General features: G+C 43.1%; 13 protein-coding genes. 2 read left to right on the plus strand and 11 right to left on the minus strand.

All coding sequences use genetic code 11. The annotated features are described in order from the left end of the window. Positions 1 to 31 precede the first annotated feature (31 nt). Positions 32 to 2,701: an endo-beta-N-acetylglucosaminidase gene (locus ACO1D1_RS26125; RefSeq protein WP_423337602.1), complete on the minus strand. Its 2,670-nt coding sequence runs from the start codon at positions 2,699 to 2,701 to the stop codon at positions 32 to 34. Positions 2,702 to 3,134: 433 nt separating this feature from the next. Next, the gene (locus ACO1D1_RS26130) at positions 3,135 to 5,714 is read right to left on the minus strand and encodes a beta-N-acetylhexosaminidase family protein (protein WP_423337603.1); all 2,580 of its coding nucleotides are present in this window, start codon (positions 5,712 to 5,714) and stop codon (positions 3,135 to 3,137) included. A gap of 575 nt (positions 5,715 to 6,289) precedes the next feature. Here ACO1D1_RS26130 and ACO1D1_RS26135 point away from each other — a divergent pair. Continuing rightward, positions 6,290 to 9,376 carry a beta-N-acetylglucosaminidase domain-containing protein gene (locus ACO1D1_RS26135; RefSeq protein ID WP_423337604.1) on the plus strand — a complete coding sequence of 1,029 codons (3,087 nt, stop codon included), beginning with the start codon at positions 6,290 to 6,292 and terminating at the stop codon, positions 9,374 to 9,376. Positions 9,377 to 9,487: 111 nt separating this feature from the next. Here ACO1D1_RS26135 and manA read toward each other — a convergent pair whose 3' ends face one another. Both manA and ACO1D1_RS26145 read right to left on the minus strand, forming a co-directional pair. Further along, positions 9,488 to 10,447, minus strand: coding sequence for a mannose-6-phosphate isomerase, class I (gene manA, locus ACO1D1_RS26140; RefSeq protein ID WP_423337605.1), 960 nt, complete (start codon positions 10,445 to 10,447; stop codon positions 9,488 to 9,490). A 167-nt stretch (positions 10,448 to 10,614) separates the two neighbouring features. Beyond that, positions 10,615 to 11,679 (minus strand): mechanosensitive ion channel family protein, encoded by a 1,065-nt coding sequence (locus tag ACO1D1_RS26145; protein ID WP_423337606.1) that lies wholly within the window; start codon positions 11,677 to 11,679, stop codon positions 10,615 to 10,617. Positions 11,680 to 11,939: 260 nt separating this feature from the next. Here ACO1D1_RS26145 and ACO1D1_RS26150 point away from each other — a divergent pair, with 260 nt between their 5' ends. Next, positions 11,940 to 12,140 carry a hypothetical protein gene (locus tag ACO1D1_RS26150; RefSeq protein ID WP_423337607.1) on the plus strand — a complete coding sequence of 67 codons (201 nt, stop codon included), beginning with the start codon at positions 11,940 to 11,942 and terminating at the stop codon, positions 12,138 to 12,140. A 596-nt stretch (positions 12,141 to 12,736) separates the two neighbouring features. Here the strand turns inward: ACO1D1_RS26150 and ACO1D1_RS26155 are convergent. The 7 genes from ACO1D1_RS26155 to ACO1D1_RS26185 all read right to left on the minus strand — a co-directional run bounded on the left by ACO1D1_RS26155 (position 12,737) and on the right by ACO1D1_RS26185 (position 20,480). After that, on the minus strand, positions 12,737 to 13,726 hold the full coding sequence (locus ACO1D1_RS26155; RefSeq protein ID WP_423337608.1) for a DUF3231 family protein: 990 nt from the start codon (positions 13,724 to 13,726) through the stop codon (positions 12,737 to 12,739). Between the two features lie 140 nt (positions 13,727 to 13,866). Continuing rightward, a complete protein-coding gene (gene dat / locus ACO1D1_RS26160) occupies positions 13,867 to 14,691 on the minus strand; it encodes a D-amino-acid transaminase (RefSeq protein ID WP_423337609.1) in 825 nt (274 codons plus the stop codon). Further along, the gene (locus ACO1D1_RS26165) at positions 14,688 to 15,770 is read right to left on the minus strand and encodes a P1 family peptidase (RefSeq protein WP_423337623.1); all 1,083 of its coding nucleotides are present in this window, start codon (positions 15,768 to 15,770) and stop codon (positions 14,688 to 14,690) included. Before ACO1D1_RS26165 ends, dat begins: the two co-directional genes overlap by 4 nt. Positions 15,771 to 15,815: 45 nt before the next feature. Next, a complete protein-coding gene (locus tag ACO1D1_RS26170) occupies positions 15,816 to 17,573 on the minus strand; it encodes a sigma 54-interacting transcriptional regulator (protein ID WP_423337610.1) in 1,758 nt (585 codons plus the stop codon). Between the two features lie 21 nt (positions 17,574 to 17,594). Further along, positions 17,595 to 18,563, minus strand: coding sequence for an ABC transporter ATP-binding protein (locus tag ACO1D1_RS26175; protein WP_423337611.1), 969 nt, complete (start codon positions 18,561 to 18,563; stop codon positions 17,595 to 17,597). A gap of 3 nt (positions 18,564 to 18,566) precedes the next feature. After that, positions 18,567 to 19,556 (minus strand): ABC transporter ATP-binding protein, encoded by a 990-nt coding sequence (locus ACO1D1_RS26180; protein ID WP_423337612.1) that lies wholly within the window; start codon positions 19,554 to 19,556, stop codon positions 18,567 to 18,569. Positions 19,557 to 19,574: 18 nt separating this feature from the next. Then, positions 19,575 to 20,480, minus strand: coding sequence for an ABC transporter permease subunit (locus ACO1D1_RS26185; RefSeq protein WP_423337613.1), 906 nt, complete (start codon positions 20,478 to 20,480; stop codon positions 19,575 to 19,577). Positions 20,481 to 20,485 lie beyond the last annotated feature (5 nt).

The following is a 20,485-nucleotide window of genomic DNA, read 5'->3' on the forward strand; positions in this document are numbered from 1 at the left end:
GGACAGGTCGACCCTGTCTCTTTCACAAATTCTATTTTGTTGGAAATCCATAAACCTCAAATTCATAGATTCGTGCAGCTTGGTCGCCGCCTTGGGTTGGCTTGTCCGTCCATAATCGGACAAAGCGTGCATTGGTTAAGGTGATGCTATGTTCTGAGACAGCCGCTGAATTATCTGTTACTTTCACTGCCTCTGTCCAGTTTTCTCCGTCCGTACTTACTTCAATTCTGAATGCCTGGGTATTAAAGGCACCCGGTTCCCCGCCGGCCTGGGCATGGTGAATAACGAATTTTGCAATCGAATATTGACCGCCAAGATCAACCTTTAGCCAATGAGGAGCATCTCCTAAGGCGCACCATTTACTTTTTACGTTTCCATCCAAAGCATATTGTGCCGCTTCACTCGGAGCACATTGTCCGCTCGCAATGGCCATCTTATTCAACGCAACATTTTTAATATCCTTGGCTGCTGCAGAAATGGTAATCATCGCTTCTTTAGTCAGGATACTTTCACCCTCACTGTTTTTCGCAATCAAGGTAACAGGGTAGACGCCTTCTTTTTCATAGGTGACAACTGGGTTTTTCTCATTGCTCACAGACGGTGTACCGCCTTCAAAATGCCATTCCACTGCTTCCGTTACCTCAGAGGACGTATCGAAAAATTGGATCTTATCCCCAGGTGCAGCTACCGTTTGATCTGCGCGGAAATCCGCTTCAGGCTTTGGATAGGACGGCCAGTCGAACGTTACAGCTGCAGGCTCGCTTCGTTTAAACTCTTTGTTCACGGCAACAATTTCCAAATCGGTACTGCTTTCCTTTCCGTTTCGTCTTAGATTGGAAAGGTAATACACATGATTAGGCGTGGCACCGACAAACTCTTTTTCGTGGTTTGGCAGCGTCCGGTAAATTTCATAGTGGCTTACATCGGAATTAGCCGGTTCCCAAGCAAGAGCCACATCTGCATAGATTCCTTTGTTAAACTCAGTATTACTTACCTTACCTTGCTTTGGTGCTTGGACCTTGTTGTGCTTCTCTTGTTTGTTATTAACCTTGATTTCACCAATATTTGTCGTAAAGTCCTTCACCCCGCTGTCACTTTCCACTAAAAGCGAGATGGCTGCGATGTTTTTATCACTGTATTTTTTCAATTTAAACGAATCGGTCATCCATTGCTGATGACTTTGCTTTTTCACATCGAAAAAGACAAATTGGTCAGGATTGTCGGTGAAGCTGACCCCAAGCTTCATGTTTGGCTTTTTCAAATCTGTTTTATAAGTCAGGGCGATTTCCGTATCCTTTTGAATCGGCAGGTTGGTTTTATAAAGCTTAATCTGTGTTGGATTGTTTGCATCAATGGCACCTGAAAGCTTTAAGGAGCTTCCGCCGTAATAAGAAGTTTCCCAATCAAAATCAACGTCAACCGCCTGTCCGCCCTCTTTCAGCCAGCGCCAGGTCGGCAGAAGATCCTGCAGGCTGCGGTTATTCCATGACTGTTCACTTACCGTCTGTCCATCTACTGCAAAGAACTTACCGCTGCCGGTATTAAAATGAGTGACAAAAGGAAGTTCCTCGACAGCCGTTTTGGCCGTGAAATAATGGGCCATTCCTTTCCACCTACCGTTCTCATTGGTGGACGCAGGATTTCCAGACTTGCCAACCCAGAATTCATTTTCCTTCTGGTAAAACTGTTCCATGGTTTCCGCTGTTTTGAAAGCCCAGTCCGGACGATAAATTCCTAAAGAAGTTAGGGGTGCTTTACCCTCTGGAAAGATTCCCTGCCAAGGAATAGTTGTGTTTGTTCCATTCGCTTCCACATCAATCCCGGTAAACAAGTCATACGGGCTTCTGCCTAGTTCCTGTGCTTTAGCGGCAGAAGACTGCTGATCGCGCCACCAGAAGTTTAAAAACATACTGTCGGAGACACGCTTGTTGCCGTCCTGTAAAAAACTGCTATTTTTATCCGTTAACGCATTTTGCCAATTAATTCGGCCATCCTTCGTCATCGAATCGTACCACATGATTTGCATATCTTGCGGTTTATGTTTTTGAAGATATTCAAGGAATTCCTGCATTTTTTCAGCAGTCTGGACGTTCCCGCCTTCGGTTTCCTGGTTTATGAACCAGCCGTCAAACCCATAATAGTTTGCCGCTTCAAGCAATTTGTCCGCTGCCGGGAAGGTTCCATCCTCCCGCTGGGTCAGCATTTGGTTGACCCATTCTGCCTTCCCGCCATAAACAGTCGGAGGGAAGAAAACGTTTCCTAAAATCGGTACGCCATTTTTATGGGCAGCGTCAATGACGTCCGCACTAGGCGGCACAATAATACCTTCACCGGCAGAGCCTGCCCAATACACCATAAGATCAACGTACTGCCAATAACTGAAGGTATTGGCATAAAAATCCTTCCCGCCTTGAGAAGGCACCCCGCTCGTAGTAGGGTTTAAGGCAGACAAAGCTACTACTTTCGCATCAGATTGTGCGTGGTCATTGACCTTGTATAACACTTCCCGTTTAGCTAATGGGATCTGGCTGCGGTTAAACACAGCATTAGGATCCTTCTCCGGCGTCCAGTTTAATAGTTGTTCAGGATACCAGTAGGATGATTCCGGCTGTTTAGCGAGACTTGCATTTGGCCATAACAGGATGAAACACAAGCCGAAAAAGGCAGCCATCAACAAATGGTTCTTTTTCAAATCAATCATTTTCCATCTCCCCACCTTTAATATTTTTATATTGAAGCTTTTTTAGAGCGAGCTTCCTTCTTTATACCCATGACACCCCAATTTTTAGATAGCGCTCTCATTTTCCAAAATATTCTACCAATCTGCTTTCCTCCTACAATATTCCGGCCCGTAATCTCCGTCAATGAACTAGAAACATGTGATAAGGTTTTTCCACTATTTCTATAATTTATTCATTGAAATTTCCACTTTAGGGAGCATGAGACAATCCTTATGTTTCTAATTGAAAAGGTGCCTGACACCAAAAGGACCCTAGTTTCCTAGGGTCTTCTTCCTATTACTATTAACCTGTCCGTTCAACTGCCAGTGGTCCACACTTTGCTCATTTAACCTGCTTAAGACCCTAGTTTCCTAGGGCCTTTTTTGGCTTGTTATTCATGAATGAACTTGGTTGCTAGTTTGTCTTTTCCGGGGATATTACCAGAACGACACCGTTTTCAATTTGAATGGTAGTGCCGATGGTAGTATTGTCTCGCAGCCAGTCATTTGCATGAATGCTTAGAACATATCCGTTTTTCGGAATGGTAGAATTATTCCCCCCTCTTTTCACAACTTTTCCATCGGCTACCGTAATTTCATATCCCCATGGATTTGTTCGGGTTGTCTCTCCATATGCCGGCGTGTACTGAATCAGCTGACCGGCTCCACGAGATTTATTCACCCCATCTAACATTCGATAGTCGATCACATCAAGGTCTTGCCACATGCTTTTGATTAAGAACGGCTTAATAACCTCTTTGCCAATTTCCTGTGGAAGCTGATACGCCTGCATCATGGCTGTTTTTAAACGATTTTTATAAGAATTGGCCTCATCAGACTGGCCAGCTTTCTGTGCCATCAGATACTGGACAGCAACCTCTCCAGCACCACCATAGACAGTAAGGTTCTGCAGATAAGGATCAATGGCGGTTAAAAATGCTTCATCATCAATGTCTTTGCGAATCGTACCTGGAATTTGCTGCAGTCTATTAAATTCAGCGATTAACTGCTCGGCTTCTTGGCTGCCGCCCTCGCCATCATAGGCTTGCCAAAATTGGTCCATAACTGGCTGCAACGTAAGTTCCAATGGCGGTACCGCCAAGGCACTCTTAATTAAGAATGGTTTGATGACACCTTGCCCGACCTTTTGCGGAATCTGTTCGGATTGATTAAACAAGGCAATTAACTGTTTTTGATAGGCAGCAGCCTGGTCGGTTTGGCCCTTTTTCTGTGCCATCACATATTGAACGGCCGTTTCCCCCGCCTTACCATAGATGCTTAATTTTTCTAAATAAGGCTCCATTTCCTGAAGGAACTTTTTATTATCCATTTCCTGCTGAAGTTTAGCAGGTGCCTGTTGGAACTTTTTGAATTCAGCGATTAACTGGTCTGCCGCTTGATCCGCATCACCAGCCACATAAGCCTTCCAGAACGCATCAATCAATGGCGTTAAGGTAAGAGATTCCGTGGTATTAATCGGTGAAGAATACATATTCTCGGCAACAGTTTTTAGCGTTTCGGCGGCTTGTCCGCCAAATGCTTGAATACTGCGTTTCCATGAATCAGCCGGGTCATAGGCTTCCGGGTTCCACGTATAGTCGGCAACCGTGAACAACGGAAGCTTAGAAGCCTCTGCTTCATTCATTGGATTCGCTGATAGCCCTAAGACTCCAAACTCGGATAAATTAGCATCCCGGCCAACAACGGGACCAAGGAACAAGCTATTCCGGTCATAATCATTTACTGGATAATTGTCCCATAATAACATATCGTGTTTAAATACTCCGTGAACCTCCTCAGCTTCTTCGGCAGTGACCTGTTCGGAGACTACCTTTTGGCCAGTCCACATAACAACTGTATCCTTGTCGAGTAATTCGGCAAACCGGTCACGGTAAGGAGATGGCCCGTTTCCGGTATAATCCGTCGGAACCGTGATCAACCGCTCGGCCCCCTCATGGGTATTGATAAATTTTTCTGTAAAACGATTTAATAGATACGCCTGTGCCGCTGCCGAAGGGTTTGGATCGCTGCCAAACTTGGCCTTGTCTTCCGGGGCTCGGAGGTTCGGGTCAATATCGTCGAGGAATAAGGCAAACGATCTTACTCCAAGATCCCACATAGCTTGGGCCTTATCGACCAAGGCATTTAGATCTGCCTCACTGGAATAGGTAATCGTATTCCCCGGAGAAATGGCAAACGTAAAAGTAACATGGTTTTCCTGCGCTGTTTTGATGAGTTCTGCAAGCTCAGCTAGTTTATCTGCAGGATACGGTTCCCTCCATTTTTCCCGATGGTATAGGTCATCCTTGGGGGCATAAATATAGCTGTTCATCTTATGCTCGCCGTAAAATTCTAACTGACGTAAGCGATCCTCATGTGACCATGGATCCCCATAGAAGCCCTCAATGGAACCCCTGATTGGCATCGTAGGCCAGTCCTTAATTTCCACTTCAGGAATCCAATCCGTTCCTTCCCGTTCGACAATGATTTGTTCGAAGGTTTGCGTCCCGTAATACGTTCCTGCCTCATCATGTCCGGAAATAACAATATGTTTCTTTTCCTTCGTGCCGTGCTTGGAGGTGACAATATACCCTTCCTCTTTTGTCATTTCCAAATCCTTTAGGCCAGTATGCTGCTGAATGGTTTGCAACTCGTCTGGGTCGGAAAATTCCCCCAGCCAAATAATGACAGGTGCCTGGAGTTTCGGGTTCTTGATATCACTCTCTACAATGGTGGTTACGCCTGCTTTCTTCAGGGCTTGCTTCAGTTCAGCAATCGCTGCAGGATCAGTTCCTGTTTCAGTAACCAAGCCCACTTTTGGATTGAGCGGAAAGCCTTTATCTGTATGTACTAACGATTTCGGGACAGGGGAGACAGTCAATTCGTAGGCTGTACTCGCCTTTGCTAACCCTATTTTTGGAGTATTCAGTGGAACGAATAACCCGGATACCAAACATGCTGAAACAACGGCCTTTAATGCTTTTCTTTTTACCACCTTTTCCACCTCTTCTTCTATGATTTTAATGGACCAAGGACGAACCACATGTTTTACAAAATCGCTTTCATGGTCTCTATAAAAAAAAGCAGGACAACACCATGCTGGAGGAAATCCCCTAACATAGTGTCGCCCTGCCTGATCACGTCAGTAACATGCGAATGATATTCACCCTATACCGCGTATTATAGACAAAAGGGTTTAAGGTGCATAGGGTCCAAAATACCATTTTTTGAAAATAGGTAATTATACAAAAGCAATCTCTTCTATAATATATATTGTAGAAAGCTTATAGGATAATAGTCACAATTTTCCAAATCAATTGACTACCCAAAATCGCTATGATATCGTATACATAATTTCATATGCGTCACATGTTACTAATTCGATTAGGCATGGTGGTAGATTGATAGGATGTATATCCTTTGTCACCCCATGCCTTTTTTAATTTTCAGCGTAGAATTTCGCACGGAAGTATGTGACCAAGTTCTAATTTGAGGAGGTGTGAAAGCGCTGTTAAATAATTTGTAACAAATCGGAGTACCACCTAAAAAAGAGGAAAAGGAGTTTTCACTATGTGGAAGAAAATAGCCTGCTCATTTTTATCCTTGGGAATGACATGCAGCTTAACCCTTGGCAATCAATCTGATGTTTATGCGATATATGATTCTCCCGCAAATACTATAAGCAGTAAGCTGGTTCCAATGCCTCAGAAGGTAGATATTAAAAACGGGTCTCTACAAGTAAGCAACCGTGTAAATATTATCGGAGAAGAAGCGGCCGACCAAGATGCCTTACATATTTTAACGGAATTTTTAAAAGCAAATACGATTGAAATCAATGAAGAATTTGATAGCAAATCTACCACGATCGCTTTAGGGGAAGAAGATAAACTCAACCCGGAGCTAAAGAGTTTGGAAAATCAGCTCGGGTTGCCGAATGATACAGAATTAAAAGCGGAGGGTTACACCTTGGCGGTTAACTCTGAAAAAAATGAAATGAGTAAAGGCGGCACCATCTTTGTCAAAGGAAAAGATGGGGACGGCACCTTTTACGGTGTAAAAACCCTCCTTCAGCTTGCTGAAAAAAAGGATAACACCATTGAAATGAATAATGTAATGATTACGGATGAACCATCAATGAGCGTCAGAGGGATCGTTGAGGGTTTTTACGGGAAACCATGGAGTCACAATGACCGCCTGGATCAAATAGAGTTCTATGGAGATTATAAACTGAATACGTACATCTATGCCCCTAAGGACGATCCCTATCATCGGGAAAAATGGCGTGTTCCCTATCCGGAAAATGAGATGAAACGTATGGAAGAATTAATTACTGCCGCAAAGAGAAACAAAGTTGATTTTGTGTTTGCTCTTTCCCCAGGTATCGATATTCGCTTTGATGGTCAAAGCGGGGAAGACGATTTTCAAGCACTGCTGACGAAAAGCGAATCGCTATATGACATGGGCGTGCGCAGCTTTGCCATCCTGTTTGATGATATTGGCAATAAACAAGGGGCTAAACAAGCAAACCTATTAAATCGTTTTAACGAAGAATTTATTAAAACAAAGACAGATGTGACGCCACTTATCACCGTTCCAACAGAGTATGATACACATGCAATGGGCGAAATCGGTAATTTAAGCACTTATACGAAGGCGTTCTCAGAGACACTTAATAAAGATGTAAAGGTCATGTGGACCGGTCAGGCTGTTGTTTCAGAAGCACTTCCGTTAGAAAATGTTGAATTTATGCGCGAAGTATATGGGGACCGAATTGGCGTTTGGTGGAATTATCCGGTTTCCGATTATTTGAGATCTAAGCTCGCCCTTGGTCCGATCGTTAATATCGATAATAGCCTGGAAGGAAAACTTGATTTTTTCACCATGAACCCAATGGAACATGCAGATCTTTCTAAAATCAGCTTGGCAACAGGAGCCGATTATTCTTGGAATACTTCAAACTATGATTCTGATTGGTCATGGAATCGTTCCATCGAACTCCTATTTAACGATCTTGCCCCTGAGATGAAAACTTTTGCTAACCACTCATCACGTATGACTGGTTCTTGGAGTATAGGCCGTGGAGATGCTGTCAATGTACGAAAGACGATGGATCAATTTTGGTTAAAACTATCCAAAAGACAAGATACAACACTGGAAATCAATCTATTAACGAAAGAGTTTGCTGAGATGGTCCAAGCAGCAAACACGTTAAAGGAAGAATTGCCGCCAGAGATCCTAAGTGAAGCTTTAGCAAGTTTAAACAAACTAAAACTATTGGGAGAAAACGATCAATTAGCGTTAGAAATGGTTTTAGCTAAGAGAAATACAGAGACAGAGAAATACAATGAATTAAAGAAAAAGATTGAAGCCAACTTACCTGCCCTTAATGGTGGCAATAGAGTCTCTGAAGAAACGGCTCTAGCCTTTATCAAGGAGGCCCTTGAATACGACCCATTACCCGCGGCTTCCTTTGACGTGTCCAAAACTTTCGTTGCACCGGGAGAAGAAATAAAGTTCCAAAATACGAGTTCAATGACAACGGAAGAAATAGAATGGACGTTTGAAGGGGCGAAGGTCGAGAAAAGTATAGAACCAAATCCAACCGTTGTTTATGAAAAAGAGGGGCTGTATACCGTTAAGCTTGTGGGAAAAAACCCTCTTGGTCAATCTGAAGTGATTAAAGAAAATGTAATAACAGTTTCCAATCTAGCTAAAAAGGATACAATCAATCTCGCACTTGGTAAGGCAGCTGCCGCTTCTAGTTCCTGCGCTCCATCGGAACGGCCTCAATATGCCGTTGATGGGAAATTGAATACAAAATGGTGTGGTAATGGTTCTGGGACACACCAGTTAACGGTTGATTTAGGAGGCATAAATTTAGTCAGTGAGATTGTGATGAAGCACGCTGAAGAAGGCGGCGAGCCATTAGGCAGTAATACTTCCGCATACCGTGTCCTAATCAGTGAAGATGGTGTAAATTTCAAAGAGTTAGTCAAAGTTACTGGCAATAAGAGCGGGATTACTAAGGATCAAGTCCCTGCTACAAAAGGCCGTTATGTTCGCCTAATCGTTGATAAACCAACCCAAGGGGACGATAGGGCCGCGCGTATTTATGAGTTTGAAGTGATGGGTCTAGAGGGTGATGTGGTATTACCACCGAAATACGAAAAGCCAAAAGTAGATAAATCAACCTTAGAAAAGACAGCAGCAGAGGCAAATAAGAAAATAGAGTCCGACTATACAGTTAAAAGCTGGGATTTATTTGTTCTTGCTTTAGAAAAGGCGAATGAGGTTCTAGCCGACGAGAAAGCAACGCAGGATGAAGTAAATGCAGCAAGTGAAAGCCTGGCAAAAGCGATAACAGGCCTTGTACAAAAAGAAACATTTATTGAAGCAGGAATAAACAGCTTAGATGAGGACATAAAAACAGCTTATGAGCAAGGCTTGATTGCAAATCACGGGATAGTAAACAGTTTGCTTGCCAAAGTGGATCATATCCAGAAACATCAAGCCGATAGACAGAAAGTAGTGGATGGGTTACATGCTCTTGGGAACCAAGTTAAAGCGCAATCCGGTAAAAAGATATCCCAAGAATATGCTGAAGAGCTTCTAAGCATGATTGAGGAATTGAAAAATGAAATAGCAGCCCTAAAGTAAACAGGTAACTCAGGGGTATTGAAACAAGTGGAGTGTTCTACTGCTCCTAAACATATGGGTAAAGGTACCTGAAATAATAAGACCCTAGCTGCCTAGGGTCTTTTCTAATTGTTATTCATGCGAAACAATAAACTCAGCATTACCTTGTAACTTAAACTCCCGAACACCCTGCGGCAGGATAAAATGGGTACCCTTCTTCAGCTCAAAAGATTGTCCATCCATGATAAGAGCAGCTTGTCCTTCAATAACGCTTACCTGCAAGTAATCAGCGTTCATTTCACAATCAGCCTGTCCATTCAATTGCCAATGATATACAGTAAAATACTGCTCCTCAACCAATTTCTTTTCTGCTAAACCACCATTCACCTTTTCAGTCTGCTCAACTGCGGCATCCTGATGCGGAACGGTTGTCACCTGTTTAGATCGTTCAAGATGTAATTCCCGTGTATTGCCTGCTGCGTCTTTCCTGCCATAGTCATACACACGGTAGGTAATATCAGAACTTTGCTGCGTTTCAAGAATCACGATCCCTTTTCCAATCGCATGAATCGTACCGCTTGGAACATAGACAAAATCGCCTGCCTTCACTTTAACGCGTCTTAAAAGCTTGTCCCATTGACCTTGATCAATCATCTTCGCCAATTCCTCTTCAGTCTGAGCATAATGACCTAACACAAGCTCTGCTCCTTCTTCGGCGCTTAGCACGTACCAGCATTCGGTTTTTCCATATGGAACACCTTCCACTTCACGGGCAAATTGATCATTTGGGTGAACTTGAACGGATAAATCATCAGCTGCATCCAAAATTTTCACAAGTAATGGATACTCTCCTTGTTCATCAGCCTTTTTATTAAAAAGCTCCTTATGTTCATTCCAGGCATCGGCTAATGTTTTTCCCGCAAGCGGACCATTGGTAATCATGCTTGGACCGTTCGGATGCGCAGAAATCACCCATGCCTCACCGGTCTTATCGCTCGGAATCTCATAATGGAACTCAGTTCTTAGCTTCTGCCCGCCCCAAATCCTCTCCTGTAACACAGGATGTAAAAAAATCGGCTCATTGTTGTACATAATTAACCTCCAGTTGAAAAAGCACGGGCCCCCCCTTCTAGAAATATAGAAGGAAGCAAGAGTACTGGGGCCCTTGCTTCATTGTTATTATTGAATACTCTCTTAACAGTTTATATGCTTCTTTCTTGGTTGTCACCTTTCATAACTGCTCCATGGAGTTCTTTTTTTTAAACAGATTTTTCAGGCCGGCTGGGTGCAGGGGGACTAGCCGGAGAGGCAAGCAGAATGTTATGGTTCAAAAAGACTTTCATAATGGCATGACGCAGATGGCTTTCCACCTGCTCTTTTATTTCAAAATTTAATACCGGAATTTCAATAAAAAATTCCATGCCATTGATGAGGAAGTTAATGAAGCGGATCTCCGGTTCCGGTTTTGGCAAGACCCCCTTTGAGAATGGCTTAATTTGCTCTATTGCCTCCTGAAGTAATTGAACTACTTTATCTGGATCCGTACCATACACTACGCTTATATTAACCGCAGCCATCATTTCCGCATCCGAGCGGTTTTTAATAACTTGTTCAATAAAGGTTTGGTTCGGAACAATTAAGACGCCTTCCTTTACTGTCCGAATGATAGTGGAACGCAGCCGAATTTCCTCGACCCGCCCGATTTTATCGTCCATTTCAATTGTATCCCCCACCTCAAAAGGTCTTTCAAACAACATAATAATCCCGGATACAAAATTACCTGCGATATTTCGCATCCCAAAACCGATTCCAATTCCAAGTACACCCAGTATGGCACCCACCGCGGTAAAATCAAGTCCGACACTTGTAAGACTGACCGCCAATGCGGCAATCATGACCGTATAATAAATCATTTGGTTGACCGTATAGGCGCGCCCTTTATCCAACTGATAATGCTGATAAAGCGGTGACAACACATACGTGATCACAAGCTTAATGAAATGGTGTGCCAATGTGACAATCATAAAGGACACAATCAACAGAAAGGGAGTAACCCCGACCCCATTTTGTGAATACAGCCTCGTAAACAGCCATTTGGTATCATAAAAACAATATAAAAAGACGAGAATCAAACCATAGATCGTCATCCAATTGGTAATCGATGTTAGAATCGGCAGAAACCGATATCCCAAAGTGCCATTCCTTTTCGTAAAAGAAACAGACGCCCATTTGATGAGCCAGTTTATACATAAAATGGACAAGGAAGAAAGGATAAAAGCAGCACTATTGGATTGTAATACTTGTTTGATTATGGCAATCTTCATCCGTCATCACCCATTACTCCATTATTTCTAATTTTTCCGTTATCTATAGTAATAACCTTAATAATAGTGATGAAACATGTGCAGGCGAAACTATGGTGGCAATTCCATACAATTTTCCCCTATAAAAAAGTAGAAACCGTTCATTCCCAATATCTCTAAAAACCCAGGGCATACCTGCCACCCACGTATAATCTATGAAAAATTTGTCCATACTAAGGTTATAGAAATAGTTTTATAGGTTGCAAAAGGAGCGGGCTAAAATGGGGAGAGAATTAAGAAGTATTTTTAATGAGCTTACATTAGTGAAAAGCAAGGAATTGGCTGAGTGTGAGAAGGAGCTAAGTTACGACCATCATAACCACGTCGTCAAAAAAGCATTATTAGCGTACAAGCACAGCATTCTGGAGAAGTTAGAAATGTATGACCACTATCTTGAGCAACACAAAGAATCAATCCCTTAATGGAAAGACTCCTTTTGATGAGGAGTCTTTTTTAATGCGCGTGAAGCCAGGGGACGGTTATGGTTACTCCATCTTCATGAACTATGCCGCAATTGGAGGGAAGTGGGTCGTAGAGTGTTTCTACATCGGGATTTGGGCTTGAAAGATCATGAAACCCCTACGTAGACGGGTTCTACTTAGACATTCGTACCTAAAATTCACTCTAACATCCAAGTAGACGGGTTCTACTTCGACGTTCGTACCTAATATTCACTCTAACATCCAAGTAGACGGGTTCTACTTCGACATTCGTGCCTAATATTCACTCTAACATCCAAGTAGACGGGTTCTACTTCGACGTTCGTACCTAATATTCACTCTAACATCAAAGTAGACGGGTTCTACTTCGACGTTCGTACCTAATATTCACTCTAACATCCAAGTAGACAGCTTCTACTTCGACGTTCGTACCTAATATTCACTCTAACGTCCAAGTAGACGGGTTCTACTTCGACGTTAAGTCCCAAAATCCACGAAAACATCCAAGTAGAGGAATACTAGATACATCTTTTATTTCGCAAACGCTCATTTTCCGACGATCCAGATCCCTATAGCCCCTATCTCTCCGGTGCCATCGGGGGCTGTTCTAACCATCCGTGTTTAATCATGATGTTAGCTCCATCCTCTGCAAACGTTGCTATTTCGGCAGTAAGTCTGACATAATGCAGACTGATATCCCGCCTTGGACTCATGGCCATACTTGTCCCATAAAACCCAATACTTAGGGCAATAAGGGACGTTGTATAAAACATCATCAGTTTATCTGAAAAGGTAAAAGCGGTTGACTTTGTTACACCTGGATCCCATGCCATCGACACAGGAAGGTTGTCTTCCTTCAGGATAGAACTGAAAATTTCACATTGCTTTTTAGCAATTTTCACTCCTCTTTCTAAAAACTCAGCCACTTCTTTTGACTGGGCAACTTGACTAAATCCTATGAGAGTAGCGACCCCAAAAGCATTTCTTTGGAAATTAACAAAGAGGTTGGTAATTTCTGTTCCAACTAAAGGTCTCTTATCACCAAAAAATCCTCTTAAGAAGCTTTCCCTTTTAACAAAATCAATATCCTCTGGTGCAGGTATATACGGGGACCGAATATATAGGCCTTTAGATAACAAAAGCTCCTTTACCTCTCTCATAAATGAAGTCAATTGTGAAATACACTCGTTAAAATAACTATAGATATCTGCCCTGACGGATATGGACAGATTGATACTGTATCCTTGCAGGGCAATTTGTGATGCTTGATGGAGGTAATCCAACATATAGGAGTCTGAGTACAATCTCGGAGCGGGTGCATCTACGTCCTCGTTCAGTTTAAATCCGTAGGGAATAGGATAATTTTCTTTGTTGAAAATTTCAGTTAAAGTCGTTACATTTCCTTGAGCAATTTCGAGAGCCTTTTGCATTAGGGGCCTGATCTCTTCATCCTCCACTTTGGCTAAAAAGTATGTTAACTTACATGAAATAGCACTATCATTGATATACGATGTCCAAAGAGCTGTAATCTCTGCTGATGTAAGCTTCACCTGGTTACCTTTCTCCATAAACTGACCTCCATTAATGAGACAATCCTTTTTAAAATAATCATCCCCTATGCACTCCAAAAATATGTAAAAAGACAGGGATACCTTTACACCCTGTCTTTCTATTCAAATATCATTCGACAAAATCGGGCTCAGCCTATTTAGATGATCTGCTTGAATTGTTCCTTCAATGCCTTTGTAACCGGACCAGGCGTACCATCATTGATTTGTTTGTCGTCCACGCGTATGATTGGTGTGATTTCTAATGTTGTACTTGTTATGAATACTTCATCAGCTTGGATCATTTCATCCGGTGTAAACTGTTTTTCTACAAATGGAATTCTGAGAAGCTCTGCCAAGTTTTTCACTGCCATTCTCGTAATTCCGGATAAAATATGTTTGGAGAGTGGTGTAGTGATGATTGAGGAATCTTTTACAATGTATGCATTGGAGCTTGTTCCCTCGGTCACTTTACCATCTCGCACCAGAATCGCTTCCAAGTAGCCTTTTTCATACGCCACCTGCTTGGCCAGAATGTTAGGTAGCAGGTTCAACGATTTAATGTAGCAGTTTGCCCAACGCTCATCAGGATGCAAAATGACACTTGCTCCTTTATCCCCAACTGGTATGATTCGAAATGGTTTAGCAGTCATCGAAACAGATACGGGGCATTCCGGGAATAGATGATTTCTTGGTGCCATTCCTCTTGTCACCTGTACATAAAGGTCGAGATTCGTTAAACCACTTCTTTCTACCAACTCCAACATAGAGTTTTTGAAGGCCTCCCGATTAGGTTCAATACGTAATTTGATCGCAGCAGCACTTTGATACAATCGATCCAGATGCTCATCCATCATGAAGGGTTTTCCGTCATAAATTCTAATAACCTCATAAACACCGTCACCAAATTGATGACCTCTCTCATCAATAGGAACGACGGACTCATTTGGTTCAACAAATTTTCCATTAAAATAAGCCGAAATCATTTCAAAACCTCTCCTTTATGAGTGGATTCCAATAAAATATGGTAAGGAACCGCCTCTCGAACTCTTCCCTTATTTCCTTCTGTTGTGGTCGCCATGCAAATAGAATTCCAAATCGCTTCTTCCACTGCCTCAACCGTCATCTCAAATAGTTGGGAAATCCATTTGCCGTCCTCTCTCATAAATGAATACGAGATCGTTTCTTGATCTGGTTCATGAGGGACCCGATGCGCTGTAGAGAATGCGATAACGATATCACCACTTCCGTGAGCCCCATATGAACCCGTTCGGCTAAGTCCGAATGTAGATCGTTTAGCTAATCGGCCAAGTTGTCTCTCATTGAGTGGTGCATCCGTTGCGAGAATGATCATAATTGATCCATCGGGCATTTTTTCTTCTTCCCCTGAACGGTGCAACCAGCCGCCTCCAGGAATGCGCAAATCCTTCTCTTCGCCGAAATTGCTAACCACCAACGCACCAACGGTATAGGACTGTTCTCCAAAGGAAGCGACTCTCGAGCTTGTTCCAACGCCTCCCTTGAAACCTAGACAAGACATTCCGGTTCCTGCCCCGACACAGCCTTCTTCCACTATTCCAGATTTGGCAGATTGAATCGCTTGATAGGCATGTTCCGGTCTGACATGTAATCCGCGAATATCATTAAGGTAACCATCATTGCATTCTCCAACGACTACATTTACCGTACCAGTTGTATCACCAATTTGGGGATTTTGGTCGAGGAGATAACGGATGGTACCTTCCAAGACCGCCGGAACAGAAAATGTATTGGTTAAAAGAATGGGACTTTCTACTACGCCAAGCTCCTGCAGTTGAATGGTCCCCACAGTCTTGCCAAATCCATTGATCACATAGGAACTCCCCAATACCTTTTCTTGAAACAAATTGCCCGAATGCGGAAGTATGGCTGTTACTCCCGTTTGAACCATTCGATTTTCTGCACCCTTATAGGAAAGGGTCGTATGCCCGACCATAACTCCAGCGATATCTGTAATCGCATTATAAGTTCCAGTTTTGTATCTTCCAATGTTTATACCAAGGTCACGAATCCGGACTCTATTCATCATCTACACCACCAAAACATCTTTCTGCTCGTTAGCTTTGGACATTTATTTTTTCATCCGAAGCGTTTGAAGGAACAACTCCCCTTTTCTCGATATCGTTGTTCCAGAACGTCCTTGACGTACATTCAATAATTCTAATTGGTTAAGGGCATCCAGCCGTGTTCTTAACTGCTGTTCGGAAAGAGTCACATCTTTTTCCTCAAGCCTTTTCTGCACCATAGCACGGCCATAAGATGTATGCTGTTTCTTCCCTTCATCATAAACTTCAAGGATCGCTAGGCTTTCCTCCAAGAAACCGTGCTCTTCAATACTCATAAACAATTCATTTAATTCACTTTCATCCATTTCTTGCGGTAGGGAAGAATCAACAGCCGCTTTTTGAAGCCTCCCCTTTATATAGAAGGGTAATAATTCTAAAGTGATTTCTTTTTCTTCCAAACAGGCCATATATGAGAGGGCATTAAACAATTCTATTACATTCCCTGGCCAAGGATATTGTCGCAGCAGCTTAATCATATCAGGCGGAATAACCAAATCATCCCTATGTAAATGGGACTGCAGATACGTTTGAATAAGGGGCTCAAAATCCTCCTCGCGCTCTGACAAGGACGGAACTTTGCAGGTTAAAGCAGCCAGATAATAAAATAGATCCCTGCGGAATTTTCCATCATCCGCCAATAAGGAGAGATCGGCATCGCTTGTCGTAATGATTCTTACCTGAATAGGAATCGGAATATGCCCATTGATTCTAATAATTTGACCTTCCTCAAGCACTTGCAGGAGTCTGGCTTGCAAGGAAACAGGTAATTCATCAATTTCTTCCAAACACAAGGTTCCGCCATTAGCCAATTCGAATAAGCCTGGAGAAGTCTGCCCACCCGATTCTGTACCAAACAATTCCCTTTCCAGCACGTCTGATGATCGTGCCGCACAATTGATATGGAGGTAGGGCCCCATTTTTACCGGAGAATCGTTATGTATCGCCTGTGCAAGCATCCTTTTGCCCGCACCCGTTTCTCCAAAAATATGGACTGGCTCACTTGTTTTCGCAAGTTTCCTGACAATCCTTAGAACATCGTTCATGGCTTGACTATGAGCAATCACGTCATCAAAGAAATACTTGGCGGTTTTTCCGCCAGTATACTCGGTCCATTTGCTAATAGTAGCGCCTGTTTTAAGAGCGTGATTCCCATTGGATAATGCAACAAGGGATTTCATATAGCGATTGGCCAGGAAGAATGGCTGACTATCTAATTCTAACGCCTCAAATATTTCACAAACGGTTTCCAAAGCAAGAACACGAAAGCCAATATCGATTACCTTCATGTCCCCCTCCGGAACAAGCTGCATCTCTCCAGGGGTAATGATGTAATCGATTTGCTCCGGAATCGGGGTATCTGGAGCATATGCGAAATAATTATGCTCAAACACTGTCTCCCGAAGCGCTTGAATTGTTTCCAGCGTGGTATGCTCCGTATCGTTTACAACTAAAATATTCTTTCCTTGAGGCGCAAAAAGTAGTTTTTTTATGTTTACAAAGTTCAGGCCTCGCTTCGCTTCGATGCATCTTACCCCTTTTGGCAAGAAAGGCCGGACAAGCGGAAGAATGAAGCTGGCACCTAATAAAACGATATCACCTTCCGAAATCGTTTCTCTCGCCAAGTTTTTTATGGATATAGGACGAATCTTGATTAAATCACCGGCAATCTCTGTCATCTGTTTTGAGACCATCGACAAATATTCATCCTGAATGGAAATAATCGTTAACACTTTATTAACCAATGTATCTTTCACTCCTAACATTAAGGAAACCCATCATTCCTATTATACATACAAATGACATGCGGAAAAATGCCCAGGTTCGATCTCCTTTAGTTCAGGAACAGTTGTTTTACAAATATCCATACAAGACCTGCAACGGGGATGGAACGTACATCCAGTTGGAGGATTCGAAGGACTTGGAATATCTCCTTCGAGAATAATTCGTTCTCTTTTCATACGCGGATTGGCCACGGGAACGGCGGACATTAAAGCTTTGGTATATGGATGCAGCGGATTTTCATACAGGGATTCCTTTTGGGCAATTTCCACAATTTTACCTAAATACATAACACCTACACGATCGCTTATATGCTCTACCACACTCAAATCGTGGGAAATAAACAGATAGGTCAGCCCTAGGTCTTTTTGTAAATCCTGCATGAGATTTAATACCTGGGATTGTATGGACACATCCAAAGCAGAAACAGGCTCATCCGCCACAATCAGCTTCGGATTTACGGAAAGCGCCCTTGCAATGCCAATTCGCTGCCTTTGCCCTCCGCTAAATTCATGGGCATAACGGTTTGCGTGATAATGGGTAAGGCCGACACATTCTAATAATTCGTGAACCCGTTTGTCTCTCTCTTTTTTTGCCATCATGTTATGCACAATCAAAGGCTCTGCAATAATTTCTCCAACCGTCATCCGAGGATTGAGGGAGGCGTAAGGATCCTGAAAAATCATCTGGAAGTCTTTCCTGACTTCACGCAGCTGTTTGTCGTTTAACTTGCTGATATCCTGACCATTAAACCAAATTTCCCCTTCCGTGGGTGCCAGCAGCCGCATCATCATGCGTCCTGTTGTGGACTTTCCACATCCGCTTTCTCCAACCAATCCCAGTGTTTCTCCTTTTCGAATGGAAAGGGAAACTCCGTCAACAGCCCGGACGTATGATTTATTTTGGCCGAACAATCCTTTGCTAATCGGAAAGTGCTTCTTCAAACCCTTAGATTCTACTAACAACTCTGCCATTTATTACGCCTCCCTTGCCAATTCACTTTGATACAGGAAGCACCGACATTGATGCCCTTCTGCGATTTGCAGCAGATCCGGATCTTGTTCCTTACAAATGTCCATTACTTGAGAACAGCGCGGAGCAAATTTACACCCCTGCGGCATATTCCCGGGTGTAGGAACGTTTCCAGGAATCGAATCAAGCCGATTCGTTTTCTGCCCCATCTTAGGAACAGAGTTAAGCAATCCCTGGGTATAAGGGTGTTTTGGATGTTCAAAGATTTCCAATACATCTGCTTCCTCTACCACTTTTCCAGCATACATAACCACGACACGATCGCACATTTCTGCCACAACCCCTAAATCATGCGTAATTAACATAATGGCTGTTCCTTTTTCCTCTTTCAGCTTCCTCATTAATTCTAGGATTTGAGCTTGAATGGTCACATCAAGAGCCGTGGTTGGTTCATCGGCGATTAAAAGTGTCGGGTCACAAGACATCGCCATAGCAATCATAATTCTCTGCCTCATACCACCAGACAACTGATAGGGAAACTCGTCAATAATCTCCTCTGCACGCGGGATTCCCACTAATTTCAACATCTTGATCACGTGTTCCCGGGCCTTTTTCTTGTCATACTTTAAATGGAGCTGGACAGCCTCGCCAATCTGTTGCCCAATTTTATATACCGGGTTCAAGGAAGTCATCGGTTCCTGGAAGATCATCGCAATTTCGTTACCGCGTACCTCTCTTATTTCACTTTCGGAAAGGGATAAAAGATCTCTTCCTTCAAACAGAATCGATCCATCCACTACTCTTCCAGGTGTATCTGTGAGCAGACGCATGATGGAAAGGGATGTGACGCTTTTCCCGCAGCCAGATTCACCCACGACTCCGAGCGTCTCCCCTTTGTTTATATATAGATCAACACCGTTAACGGCAGGTATATGACCTTTGTCTGAGAAAAAATAGGTTTTTAAATTGGATATTTCCAATAGCTTGTTGTTCATATGATCGCTCCCTGTCTATTAATCTTTTAACTTCGGATCAAGGGCATCCCGCAATCCATCACCCAGCAGATTGAAGGCAAGCACGGTAATGAAAATAGCGAGTCCCGGAAAGAAGGTGACATGCGGAGCTGTATTCAAAAAGTCCCGGCCGGAGCTGAGCATCGCACCCCACTCGGGTGAAGGAGGCTGGGCACCCAATCCTAGAAAGCTAAGGCTTGCCGCCGTTAAAATTGAAGTTCCAATCCGCATCGTAAAATACACAATAATGCTGGACACCGTACCTGGGAAAATATGCTTCCAGATGATCCGCCGAGGGGCTGCTCCAATGGACTGTGCTGCCTCGACAAACACGGTAGCTTTGATGGAAAGGGTGCTGCTTCGTACAATTCGTGCAAAAATCGGAATACTGAAAATGGCTACAGCAATAATCACATTCCCCAGACCCGGCCCTAAAATGGCAATAATGCCGATTGCTAAGAGAATTCCTGGGAAGGCGAATAATACATCACAAAATCGCATGATGAGGCTGTCTATCCATTTTCCATAGTAACCGCTGATCAGCCCAAGAATGGTTCCGGCAATGGCACCTACCAACACGGAGGTCAAGCCAACAAAGAGAGAAATCCTCGTTCCTTCGAGAATCCTGCTAAAAATATCCCGGCCGAAAGCATCTGTACCCGCCAAATGTTCCATCGAGGGGGGACTTAAAATATTTTCGTAGTCCGGTTCTATGGAAGAATAAGGAGCAATTGCAGGACCTATAAGGGCAATTAGAAACAGTAAAACAATAAAGCACCCTGCGACCATAGCTAAACGCTGTTTTTTAAATTTCCTGCAAAACTCTAGAAACGGGGTGCGTACCTTCTCTACTTCTCGTTGATTCGCTTGTTCATTCGATTGAATAACTACACTGCTATTTGCCAATTTTC

The organism is Neobacillus sp. 19 (genome assembly GCF_049463095.1).
In the GTDB taxonomy this organism is placed as follows: domain Bacteria; phylum Bacillota; class Bacilli; order Bacillales; family Cytobacillaceae; genus Neobacillus.

Coding starts and splice junctions, on each gene's coding strand:
- ACO1D1_RS26125 (WP_423337602.1), bottom strand. CDS start 2,701: ATGATTGATTTGAAAAAGAACCATTTGTTGATGGCTGCCTTTTTCGGC.
- ACO1D1_RS26135 (WP_423337604.1), top strand. CDS start 6,290: ATGTGGAAGAAAATAGCCTGCTCATTTTTATCCTTGGGAATGACATGC.
- manA (WP_423337605.1), bottom strand. CDS start 10,447: ATGTACAACAATGAGCCGATTTTTTTACATCCTGTGTTACAGGAGAGG.
- ACO1D1_RS26145 (WP_423337606.1), bottom strand. CDS start 11,679: ATGAAGATTGCCATAATCAAACAAGTATTACAATCCAATAGTGCTGCT.
- ACO1D1_RS26150 (WP_423337607.1), top strand. CDS start 11,940: ATGGGGAGAGAATTAAGAAGTATTTTTAATGAGCTTACATTAGTGAAA.
- ACO1D1_RS26155 (WP_423337608.1), bottom strand. CDS start 13,726: ATGGAGAAAGGTAACCAGGTGAAGCTTACATCAGCAGAGATTACAGCT.
- dat (WP_423337609.1), bottom strand. CDS start 14,691: ATGATTTCGGCTTATTTTAATGGAAAATTTGTTGAACCAAATGAGTCC.
- ACO1D1_RS26165 (WP_423337623.1), bottom strand. CDS start 15,770: ATGAATAGAGTCCGGATTCGTGACCTTGGTATAAACATTGGAAGATAC.
- ACO1D1_RS26170 (WP_423337610.1), bottom strand. CDS start 17,573: ATGTTAGGAGTGAAAGATACATTGGTTAATAAAGTGTTAACGATTATT.
- ACO1D1_RS26175 (WP_423337611.1), bottom strand. CDS start 18,563: ATGGCAGAGTTGTTAGTAGAATCTAAGGGTTTGAAGAAGCACTTTCCG.
- ACO1D1_RS26180 (WP_423337612.1), bottom strand. CDS start 19,556: ATGAACAACAAGCTATTGGAAATATCCAATTTAAAAACCTATTTTTTC.